Source organism: Pseudomonas sp. TMW22089, assembly GCF_022496645.1.
Taxonomy (GTDB): Bacteria; Pseudomonadota; Gammaproteobacteria; order Pseudomonadales; family Pseudomonadaceae; genus Aquipseudomonas; species Aquipseudomonas paraversuta.
In genome coordinates this window covers 309,681-319,643 of record NZ_SCFG01000003.1, presented here as the reverse complement: position 1 = coordinate 319,643, position 9,963 = coordinate 309,681, and the positions used below count along the sequence as shown (strand labels likewise).

At 57.1% G+C, this 9,963-nt stretch carries 11 protein-coding genes; 8 read left to right on the top strand and 3 right to left on the bottom strand.

The window, feature by feature from the left end; genetic code table 11:
• Positions 1–165: 165 nt before the first annotated feature.
• A complete protein-coding gene (gene tyrS, locus EQV90_RS05580; protein WP_003444446.1) occupies positions 166–1,371 on the bottom strand; it encodes a tyrosine--tRNA ligase in 1,206 nt (401 codons plus the stop codon).
• Positions 1,372–1,582: 211 nt separating this feature from the next.
• Here tyrS and EQV90_RS05575 point away from each other — a divergent pair, with 211 nt between their 5' ends.
• On the top strand, positions 1,583–2,974 hold the full coding sequence (locus tag EQV90_RS05575; protein ID WP_127197092.1) for a peptidoglycan DD-metalloendopeptidase family protein: 1,392 nt from the start codon (positions 1,583–1,585) through the stop codon (positions 2,972–2,974).
• 3 nt (positions 2,975–2,977) lie between these two features.
• Complete coding sequence (locus EQV90_RS05570) at positions 2,978–4,069, top strand: anhydro-N-acetylmuramic acid kinase (RefSeq protein WP_060781716.1); 1,092 nt, start codon at positions 2,978–2,980, stop codon at positions 4,067–4,069.
• Positions 4,070–4,144: 75 nt separating this feature from the next.
• Here the strand turns inward: EQV90_RS05570 and erpA are convergent, their stop codons facing one another.
• Both erpA and argC read right to left on the bottom strand, forming a co-directional pair.
• Positions 4,145–4,495 (bottom strand): iron-sulfur cluster insertion protein ErpA, encoded by a 351-nt coding sequence (erpA, locus tag EQV90_RS05565; protein ID WP_003444456.1) that lies wholly within the window; start codon positions 4,493–4,495, stop codon positions 4,145–4,147.
• Positions 4,496–4,662: 167 nt separating this feature from the next.
• Positions 4,663–5,697: an N-acetyl-gamma-glutamyl-phosphate reductase gene (argC, locus tag EQV90_RS05560; RefSeq protein WP_240877845.1), complete on the bottom strand. Its 1,035-nt coding sequence runs from the start codon at positions 5,695–5,697 to the stop codon at positions 4,663–4,665.
• A gap of 134 nt (positions 5,698–5,831) precedes the next feature.
• Here argC and hemJ point away from each other — a divergent pair, with 134 nt between their 5' ends.
• From hemJ to coq7, 6 genes are all read left to right on the top strand, one after another.
• Positions 5,832–6,260, top strand: coding sequence for a protoporphyrinogen oxidase HemJ (gene hemJ, locus EQV90_RS05555; protein WP_003444463.1), 429 nt, complete (start codon positions 5,832–5,834; stop codon positions 6,258–6,260).
• A gap of 30 nt (positions 6,261–6,290) precedes the next feature.
• Positions 6,291–7,250 (top strand): nitronate monooxygenase family protein, encoded by a 960-nt coding sequence (locus EQV90_RS05550; RefSeq protein ID WP_003444464.1) that lies wholly within the window; start codon positions 6,291–6,293, stop codon positions 7,248–7,250.
• 64 nt (positions 7,251–7,314) lie between these two features.
• Positions 7,315–7,830 carry a DUF805 domain-containing protein gene (locus EQV90_RS05545; protein WP_127197090.1) on the top strand — a complete coding sequence of 172 codons (516 nt, stop codon included), beginning with the start codon at positions 7,315–7,317 and terminating at the stop codon, positions 7,828–7,830.
• Positions 7,831–7,906: 76 nt separating this feature from the next.
• Positions 7,907–8,695, top strand: a complete 789-nt coding sequence (locus EQV90_RS05540; RefSeq protein ID WP_010656637.1) for an SDR family oxidoreductase — start codon at positions 7,907–7,909, stop codon at positions 8,693–8,695.
• Positions 8,696–8,761: 66 nt separating this feature from the next.
• Positions 8,762–9,100, top strand: coding sequence for a histidine triad nucleotide-binding protein (locus tag EQV90_RS05535; RefSeq protein ID WP_003444467.1), 339 nt, complete (start codon positions 8,762–8,764; stop codon positions 9,098–9,100).
• Between the two features lie 120 nt (positions 9,101–9,220).
• Positions 9,221–9,868: a 2-polyprenyl-3-methyl-6-methoxy-1,4-benzoquinone monooxygenase gene (gene coq7 / locus EQV90_RS05530; RefSeq protein ID WP_003444469.1), complete on the top strand. Its 648-nt coding sequence runs from the start codon at positions 9,221–9,223 to the stop codon at positions 9,866–9,868.
• Positions 9,869–9,963: the final 95 nt, after the last annotated feature.

The window sequence follows — 9,963 nt, the reverse complement described above, 5'->3', positions numbered from 1 at the left end:
CAGCGTTACACGCTGCTGTCAACACCTCATTTCCTGCTTCGATGACTTGAAGCTGACACTGCCGAAGAACCATCCAACTCATTGAAACTCAAGGAGTTTTCCGTTTCGACTGCGCCGGAAGTGGGCGCATTATAGGTTAATAAAATGCGCCGTCCAGCTCTTATTTCAGTTTGATTCAGCTTTCAGGGTAATACGGGCAAACGCCTTCTTCCCCGCCTGACAAACATGGGTCGAGCCCAGTGCATATATATAGGTGCGGTCAACCACCTCACCATCTATACGTACACCACCGGAACCCAGCAAATCCCGCGCAACCGCAGAGTTCTTCACCAGCCCGGCCTTATTAAGGACTGCAGCGATCGGCATATCCTCAGTAGCGGTCAACTCGACCTCAGGCAGATCATCAGGCAACTCGCCATCCTTCATGCGGTTGCCCGCACCGCGATGGGCATTTGCAGCAGCCTCTTCACCATGGAACCGGGCCACAATCTCTTCCGCCAACCTGATTTTGATATCGCGCGGGTTTGCACCAGCTTCAACCTCAGCCCTGAATGCATCGATCTCGTCCATCGAACGAAAGCTCAGCAACTCAAAGTAACGCCACATCAGCGCATCCGGAATAGACACCAGCTTGCTGTACATCACACCCGGAGCTTCCTGGATGCCAACATAGTTGCCCAGAGACTTGGACATCTTCTTGACGCCATCCAGCCCTTCAAGCAGCGGCATGGTAACAATGCACTGGGCTTCCTGACCGTAGCCGCGCTGCAGCTCACGACCCATCAACAAGTTGAACTTCTGGTCGGTACCACCCAGCTCCACGTCTGCCTTCAAGGCAACAGAGTCATATCCCTGCACCAGCGGATAAAGAAACTCGTGGATGGCAATCGGCTGATTCGTGGTGTAGCGCTTATCGAAGTCATCGCGCTCAAGCATGCGAGCCACGGTGTACTGAGAGGTCAAGCGAATGAAATCGGCCGGCCCCATCTGATCCATCCAGGTGGAGTTGAATGCCACCTCGGTTTTTGCAGGATCAAGGATCTTGAACACCTGAGTCTTGTAGGTTTCGGCATTGGCCAGCACTTGCTCACGGGTCAACGGTGGACGCGTTGCACTCTTGCCGCTCGGATCGCCAATCATCCCGGTGAAATCACCAATAAGGAAGATCACCTGATGCCCCAGCTCCTGGAACTGACGCAGCTTATTAATAAGTACGGTGTGACCCAAGTGCAGATCAGGCGCCGTGGGGTCGAATCCGGCCTTAATCCGCAACGGCTGACCGCGCTTGAGTTTCTCGACCAGTTCAGACTCGACCAGTACCTCTTCGGCACCACGCTTGATTAGCGCTAGCTGCTCTTCAACCGACTTCATATCAGACCCGTAAGGCTCAAATTCAAAGGGAACCAACCATACAAGATCAGGGACTAATTACAAGTTCCGGGCGGCATACGGCAACTATCCGCGCGCGAATAGCTCGCGGACTTGCTTCAAGGGCGATTTGGTTATATTTTATACAGTTATTTCATCTTCACCGTGCCAGTCATCTTTTCCAATTCATCCTTTATTCAAAGTCAAATTATCTATGACCAGTCAACCGCCTAAAGCGCCACCGCTTTATCCGAAGACCCACCTGCTCGCAGCAAGTGGTATCGCCGCCCTCTTGAGTCTGGCCCTGCTGGTATTTCCCTCCAGCGAAGTAGAAGCCAAAAGAACGACTCTAAATCTGGAACTGGAAACGCCTGCAGAACAACTGACACAAGATCAAGACGCTGCAGAACTCACTCAGGCCACAAATGAAGCGACTCCATCGCCTTTTGCCCAAATTGAACAACAGGACAACCCTGTAGCAAAAGTTGAGGAAGACAAAGCCCCCAGCCACCGCGAAGTAGTGGTTTCCAAGGGCGATACACTCTCGACCCTGTTCGCTAAAGTAGGCCTTCCTGCCACCTCAGTGCATGAAATCCTGGCAAGCGACAAGCAAGCCAAACAATTCAGCCAGCTGAAACACGGGCAGAAGCTCGAATTTGAAATGGGCCCCGATGGCCAACTGAACAACCTGCACAGCCAGGTTAGCGACCTCGAGACCATCACCCTCAGCAAATCGGCCAAGGGCTATACATTCCGGCGTGTTACTACCCTTCCCGTAGTGCGCTCGGCCTATGTACACGGTGTTATCTCCAGCTCGCTGTCAGCATCTGGCCAGCGTGCCGGCCTGCCCCACAGCATGACCATGGAAATGGCCAAAGTGTTTGGTTACGACATCGACTTCGCACAGGACATTCGCCCGGGCGACCAGTTCGAAGTGATCTACGAGCAGAAAGTGGCCAACGGTAAAACGGTGGGTACGGGCAACATCCTCTCGGCGCGCTTTACCAACCGCGGCAAGACCTACACCGCCGTACGCTATACAAACAAGCAAGGCGTCAGCAATTACTACACGGCTGACGGCAGCAGCATGCGCAAGGCATTCATCCGCACACCGGTGGACTTCGCCCGTATCAGCTCGCGCTTCTCCTCAGGCCGCAAACACCCGATCCTGAACAAGATCCGCGCCCACAAAGGCGTAGATTATGCCGCGCCGCGCGGTACGCCGATTAAAGCAGCCGGTGATGGCAAAGTACTGCTCGCTGGCCGTCGTGGCGGCTACGGCAATACCGTAATCATTCAACACGGCAATACCTACCGCACCCTTTACGGGCACATGCAGGGCTTCGCCAAAGGCATTAAAACCGGCGGATCGGTGAAGCAAGGGCAGGTGATCGGGTTTATCGGCACAACAGGCCTTTCCACGGGTCCTCACCTGCATTACGAGTTCCAGGTCAACGGTGTGCACGTTGATCCCCTGGGCCAGAAGCTACCAATGGCTGATCCGATTGCCAAAGCTGAGCGCACGCGCTTCCTGCAGCAAAGCCAGCCGCTAATGGCCCGCATGAACCAGGAAAAGGCCACCCTCCTGGCCTCGAGCAAGCGCTAAGCGATGGCCCTCTATATAGGCGTGATGTCCGGCACCAGTCTCGATGGCATGGACATCGCCCTTATCGAGCTGGGGGCGAGCATCACCCTGCTCGCCACCCACTACATCCCGATGCCCGCCGCCCTGCGCAGCGAATTGCTGGGCCTGTGCGCCAGCGGACCTGACGAGGTGGCACGCTGTGCCATTGCCGAAAACCACTGGGTAGAACTGGCCGCTCAAGGCGTAAACACGCTCCTTGCCCAGCAGCAGCTAACCCCGCAAGACATCCGGGCAATCGGCAGCCATGGCCAGACCATCCGCCACGAACCTGCCCTGGGCTTCACCGTACAGATCGGCAACCCGGCCCTATTGGCCGAGCTGACCAACATCTGCGTGGTCGGCGACTTCCGTCGCCGTGATGTTGCCGCTGGAGGCCAGGGAGCACCGCTGGTCCCGGCCTTCCATGAAGCCCTGTTTACGGGCGAGCATGAACATCGAGCTGTATTGAACGTAGGAGGATTCAGCAACCTGAGTCTGATAACTCCAACGAACCCTGTAGCTGGATTCGACAGTGGGCCAGGCAATGTCCTGCTCGATGCCTGGATACAAGAACAGCGCGGCGAACTGTACGACCGCAACGGCCAGTGGGCCGCCAGTGGCAAGGTTGAACCTGTGCTGCTTAACGCCTTGCTCAGCGACCCGTTCTTCCAGACCAAGGGCCCGAAGAGCACTGGCCGGGAAGTGTTCAACCTTAACTGGTTGAAACATCACCTCTTCGCCCTGCCAACCTTCCCCACTGAAGACGTGCAAGCAACGCTGCTCGAACTCACGGCACTGACCATCGTAGAGTCGCTGCAGTCGGCTCAGCCCCACACCGACGAACTACTGGTGTGCGGCGGCGGCGCCCACAATGCGGCCTTGATGACACGTCTTGCGCAACTGCTCCCGCAAACCAAGGTCAACAGCACCCTGGTCAAAGGGGTAGACCCTGACTGGGTCGAAGCCATGGCCTTTGCATGGCTGGCGCACTGCTGCCTGGAAAACATCCCCACCAATCGTCCCAGTGTCACCGGGGCCCGCGGCCTGCGGGTATTGGGCGGCATCTACCCGGCCTGACCTGCCCGCACAAACGCCAGACAGCAAAACGCCGCGAAACTACGCGGCGTTGAGTGTGAAACCTGTACTGCGCAATCAGATCGAGAACGATGATCCGCAACCACATGTTGTGGTGGCATTCGGGTTCTTGATCACAAAGCGCGAGCCTTCCAGACCTTCCTGATAATCCACCTCGGCACCCGCCAGGTACTGGAAGCTCATCGGATCGACCACCAGGCTTACGCCTTCGCGCTCAACAATGGTGTCGTCATCGGCCACTTCTTCATCGAAGGTAAAGCCATACTGAAAACCGGAACAACCGCCGCCCGTAACAAAAACGCGCAACTTCAAACGATCATTACCCTCTTCATCGACCAGGCTCTTCACCTTGTGCGCAGCACCTTCGGTGAATTGCAAAGCCATGGGGGTGAAGGATTCGACGCTCATGCTGATTATCTCCCGGCGATGTGCCGCCATAATGCGTGATGACGCGCATTATCCGCTTCTCCTAGAAAAGCGGTCAACTATTTGAGGGCAGCAGCAAGCGATCAGCTACAAGCTGCAAGCATGCCGCGCCCTCACTTACAGCTTGTAGCTTTAAGCCTGCAGCTGTTTCAGGGCAACATTCCGGCGTGGGACAAGCCCAGGCGCTCATCCAGGCCGAACATGATATTCATGTTCTGTACCGCCTGGCCTGATGCCCCCTTGACCAGATTGTCGATCACCGACAGCACGACAACCAGATCGCCATCCTGTGGCCGATGCACAGCAATACGGCACACGTTGGCACCCCGCACACTGCGGGTTTCCGGGTGGCTGCCGGCTGGCATCACATCAACGAAAGGCTCGTTGGCATAACGCTGTTCAAACAAAGCCTGCAGGTCCACAGAACGATCTACCACGTTGGCATACAGCGTCGAGTGAATACCCCGAATCATCGGCGTCAGATGCGGTACGAAGGTCAGACCGACATCCTTGCCGGCAGCACGACGCAAACCCTGACGGATTTCGGGCAAATGGCGATGACCTTTAACGGCATATGCCTTCATGCTTTCGGACGTTTCAGCGTACAGCGAACCTACGCTCGCACCGCGACCGGCACCGCTCACGCCTGACTTGCAATCGGCGATCAACCTCGAAGTATCCGCCAGCCCCGCTTCCAGCAATGGAAGGAAACCCAATTGGGTTGCAGTCGGATAGCAACCCGGCACCGCGATCAGGCGCGCCTGTTTGATTTGCTCGCGATTCACTTCCGGCAGGCCGTATACCGCCTCGTCGAGCAACGCCGGCGCGCCATGGGGCTGACCGTACCACTTGGCCCACTCATCTGCGTCCTGCAGGCGGAAATCTGCCGACAGATCGATCACCTTGGTACCCGCCTCCAGCAACTCGCCGGCCAGGGCGTGGGCTACGCCGTGGGGTGTGGCGAAAAACACCACATCGCACGCAGCCAGGGCTTGCGTATCAGGCACGCTGAACGCCAGACCGTCGTAATGACCGCGCAGGTTGGGATACATATCGGCAACAGGCAGGCCCGCCTCGGATCGAGAAGTGATGACAACCACTTCAGCCTGCGGATGCTGTGCCAGCAATCGCAGCAATTCGACCCCGGTGTAACCCGTGCCGCCGACAATACCGACCTTGACCATAACCTGCCCCTCAACGAACCCACTGGAAAGCCCACGATAATAGGGACAGCGCGCCCCTGCGACAACCGTCAAGGTGACTCCCGGACGCTCTACTACTACTATTTGATCTACCGTGAACCTGGGAATAACTAAAAATGCTTTATCTATGGCTCAAAGCCTTCCACATCATCAGTATCGTCTGCTGGTTTGCAGGCCTCTTCTACTTGCCCCGCCTCTTTGTTTACCACGCACAAAGCGAGGACGCCGTGAGCAAGGAGCGATTCAGCCTCATGGAGCGCAAGCTGTATCGCGGCATCATGGGACCGGCAATGATTGCCACCCTGATTTTCGGTGGCTGGCTGATCAGCCTTAACCCGAGCGGTTACTTCAGTCAGGGCTGGATGCACGTCAAGCTGACACTGGTGATTCTGCTCATCGGCTACCACCACATGTGTGGCGCCCAGGTAAAACGCTTCGCCCGCGGCGAAAACAAGCGCTCTCACGTGTTCTACCGCTGGTTCAACGAAGTACCGGTAGTGTTCTTGCTGGCCATCGTCATTCTGGCAGTGGTCAAACCCTTTTAAACCCGCCCCGCCATTTACCGAGGTTATCCAATGTCACTGCCCGCTTTGCTCGAAAAATGCTTGCGCCTGCCGGTGGTGGCAGCCCCCATGTTTCTGATCTCCAACCCTCAACTCGTCCTGGCCTGCTGCCGCAATGGCGTTGTGGGCAGTTTTCCTGCGCTCAACCAACGCGATAGCAATGGATTCAAAGCATGGCTTGAGGAAATAGAAGCGGGCCTGGCCTTACTGGATAATCCCGCGCCCTACGCCGTGAACCTGATCGTGCATAACAGCAACCCACGGCTACAGGCTGACCTGGCGATCTGTATTGAGCACAAAGTCCCGATCATCATCACCAGCCTGGGCGCGGCAAAGGAAGTCGTGGATGCCGTCCACAGTTATGGCGGCCTGGTGTTCCATGACGTCACCACTCGACGCCATGCAGAAAAAGCCGCAGAAGCCGGGGTCGATGGCCTGATTGCAGTCGCCGCAGGTGCCGGTGGCCATGCGGGAACCTGGAGCCCTTTTGCGCTGCTGGCTGAAATTCGCCAGTTCTTTGATAAAACAGTGTTGCTCGCCGGCTGCATGAACCACGGCCATGAGATTCTCGCCGCGCAAATCCTCGGTGCCGACCTTGCCTACCTCGGAACCCGCTTTATCGGCACCCGGGAAAGCCATGCGCCTGATGCGTACAAAGACATGCTGCTGGCATCCCGGGCAGCCGACATCATCCACACCCCGGCCGTCTCGGGTGTGCCCGCCAACTTCATGCGCAAAAGCCTCGAAAGCGCGGGCTTCGACCTCGACGCACTTCAAGGCAAAGGCGAGACCAAACTCAAGCCCCTGACTGAAGAAGCCAAGGCCTGGAAAACGGTATGGTCCGCCGGCCAGGGGGCAGGAGGCATTAACGATCTGCCGACAACTGAGCACTTGATCGCACGTCTGGAAGAGGAATATCGCAAGGCCCACAGCCTCACCCGCGAACTGGCCCGACACTGGCCCCATCACTGATACTCCCCCGGCCCGCCCACTACAGCGGGCTCTTTGCTAATGACCGCCTGACAAGGAAGCAGACATGACAGAACTCAGCCTGGAAAAAACGCCCGAGGAGCACTACGCGTATCCAGATCCCCTGGGGTTCAGCGGACGGATCGGACGTATGCGCCTGCTGGCCTGGAGCCTGATTCTGGGTCTCATCGCCAGCGTTGTCGCCCTACTGGTCCTGCTTGCGATCAAGGTGTCCCCCACTCTGGCCATCACCTTTGGCGCGACCCTGACGCTCGTCTTCGTCGTGGTCAATCTCAGAATCAATGCGCAACGCCTGCACGACCTCAACTGGTCCGCATGGATGCTGTTGCTGCATCTGGTGCCGGTGGCCAATCTGGTGTTAACCCTTGCACTGCTGTTGATGCCCGGCACCCCGGGGCCCAACAAGTACGGTTTGCCACCTCCACCCAACAGCACGGCGGTCAAAGTCCTGGCCTGGATTAACATTGTGTTGATGGTTTTGGGTCTTTTCATCCTGATCATCGGCCTGGCTCTTGGCCTGCAGGACTCGTTGATCAACGCAGCCAACAGCAACAGTCTGTAGACTGCGCGTCTAAATGAACGCGTTAACGCCAGGGACATCATTGTCACCGGACTGCACCGTTGCGATGGAGAACAGCATGACCCGTTACGCTTTAATCACTGGCGCCTCCAGCGGCATTGGCCTGGCTCTGGCCGAAGCCCTCGCCCGCCGCGGTCGCAGCCTGATTCTTGTGGCCCGCCAGCGGGACGCGCTAGAAAGCATTGCGCTGGAGTTGACCCAGCGTTTCGGCGTAGAGGTACTGTTCAGGGCCTGTGATCTTGGCGAGCCATTGCGTCTTTCCGGCTTTTTACTTGAGCTCGAAGAAGGTGACCGGCAGATCGACCTGCTGGTCAATTGCGCGGGCATTGGCACTTGCGGCCCCTTCCTGGCGCATGACTGGAGCGCCGAACAAGATCTGATCGAGCTCAACGTGCTGGCTCTCACGCGGTTATGCCATGCCATCGGCAACATGATGGCGGTCCAGGGCGGCGGGCAAATCCTCAATGTGTCCTCGATTGCAGCCTTCCAGCCCGGGCCCTGGCTGAGCACTTATTTCGCCAGTAAAGCGTATGTGCTGCATTTTTCCGAAGGCTTGCGCGAAGAGGTAAAGAAAACCGGGATCAAGGTCTCGGTACTTTGCCCCGGTGTCACGCGAACCCGTTTCTTCGACGCGGCCAGAATGAACGCCGACAAGGTCAAGCAAAGCGAAGGCGCCATGACTCCCGAAGAAGTTGCGCTCTATACCGTACGCGCGCTGGAGAAAAACAAGGCGATCATAATTCCGGGCCGGCGCAATCGCTGGATAACCCGTATGCCACGCTTCTTCTCGCGCTGGATGACGAGAAAAATAGCCGCCCGGGTCAACAAATCCTATTGCCCGCGTTAACCGGACTGGGCGTAATCCGCTGCCCTGAGTACACTCGGACCGGACTTCACTCACGGAGACACAGCTTTGGATACTCTGTTCACCAAAATCATCAACCGTGAAATACCCGCCAAGATCATCTACGAAGATGATCAGGTGCTGGCATTTCACGATATCGCCCCACAGGCGCCGATCCATTTTCTGGTCATTCCCAAAAAACCGATCCGCACCCTCAACGACCTGCAGGAAGAAGACAAACTACTGGCAGGGCACATCCTGTTTACCGCACAACGCCTTGCCAAAGAGCTGGGCTGCGAAGACGGTTTCCGCGTGGTAATGAACTGCAATGAAAAGGGTGGCCAAACGGTCTACCACATTCATATGCACGTTCTGGGTCAGCGCCAGATGAACTGGCCGCCGGGCTGATTGCAAAACCGTACGCCATCGTGGGCGCTGCCCGGCTCCCACGTTCAGCGGTGATCCAGCGCAAACCCTGTACGCCCGATTGGGGTAAACTGACCGCCGTGATTTTTTCCGGAGGTAAGCATGACTACCCAACGTCACTACTCGCCGATTGACCGTCTTCTGTTACAGGCCGACACAGCGCTGCGTACCTTGCTGCCGTTCAGCGGCCAGCCCCATCGCCCGTCGCCGGCCATCGTCAAACCTGAAAACCCGCTGGACGAACAGGCAAGTCGCCATGTGGCCGGGTTAATGCGCATCAACCATACCGGTGAAGTCTGTGCCCAGGCCTTGTATCAAGGCCAGGCCCTGACCGCCAAGCTGCCCCAAGTGCGCGAAGCCATGGAGCAGGCAGCAGAAGAGGAAATTGACCACCTGGCCTGGTGCGAACAGCGCATCCGCCAGCTGGGCAGCCATCCAAGTCTGTTGAACCCGCTGTTTTACGGCATGTCCTTCGGGATCGGGGCTGCGGCAGGATTAATCAGCGACAAAGTCAGCCTCGGGTTTGTTGCCGCTACCGAAGATCAAGTGTGCAAACATCTCAACGAGCATCTTGAGCAACTGCCCGCGCAAGATGAGAAATCACGGGCGATCCTTGAACAGATGCGCATCGATGAAGAGCAACATGCAGAGTCCGCACTCAATGCCGGCGGGTTCCGCTTTCCTGCTCCAGTGAAGTTCGGCATGAGCCTGATGGCCAAAGTCATGACCAAAAGCACCTACCGCATCTGACTGCCGGCACGACTTGAATACGCCAGGAGCTGGCGATTCGCTCATGGGCATATAAAAAAGGCGGCTACCTACCGGTAGCCGCCTTTTTTATTGTT

Coding starts and splice junctions, on each gene's coding strand:
- tyrS (WP_003444446.1), bottom strand. CDS start 1,371: ATGAAGTCGGTTGAAGAGCAGCTAGCGCTAATCAAGCGTGGTGCCGAA.
- EQV90_RS05575 (WP_127197092.1), top strand. CDS start 1,583: ATGACCAGTCAACCGCCTAAAGCGCCACCGCTTTATCCGAAGACCCAC.
- EQV90_RS05570 (WP_060781716.1), top strand. CDS start 2,978: ATGGCCCTCTATATAGGCGTGATGTCCGGCACCAGTCTCGATGGCATG.
- erpA (WP_003444456.1), bottom strand. CDS start 4,495: ATGAGCGTCGAATCCTTCACCCCCATGGCTTTGCAATTCACCGAAGGT.
- argC (WP_240877845.1), bottom strand. CDS start 5,697: ATGGTCAAGGTCGGTATTGTCGGCGGCACGGGTTACACCGGGGTCGAA.
- hemJ (WP_003444463.1), top strand. CDS start 5,832: ATGCTTTATCTATGGCTCAAAGCCTTCCACATCATCAGTATCGTCTGC.
- EQV90_RS05550 (WP_003444464.1), top strand. CDS start 6,291: ATGTCACTGCCCGCTTTGCTCGAAAAATGCTTGCGCCTGCCGGTGGTG.
- EQV90_RS05545 (WP_127197090.1), top strand. CDS start 7,315: ATGACAGAACTCAGCCTGGAAAAAACGCCCGAGGAGCACTACGCGTAT.
- EQV90_RS05540 (WP_010656637.1), top strand. CDS start 7,907: ATGACCCGTTACGCTTTAATCACTGGCGCCTCCAGCGGCATTGGCCTG.
- coq7 (WP_003444469.1), top strand. CDS start 9,221: ATGACTACCCAACGTCACTACTCGCCGATTGACCGTCTTCTGTTACAG.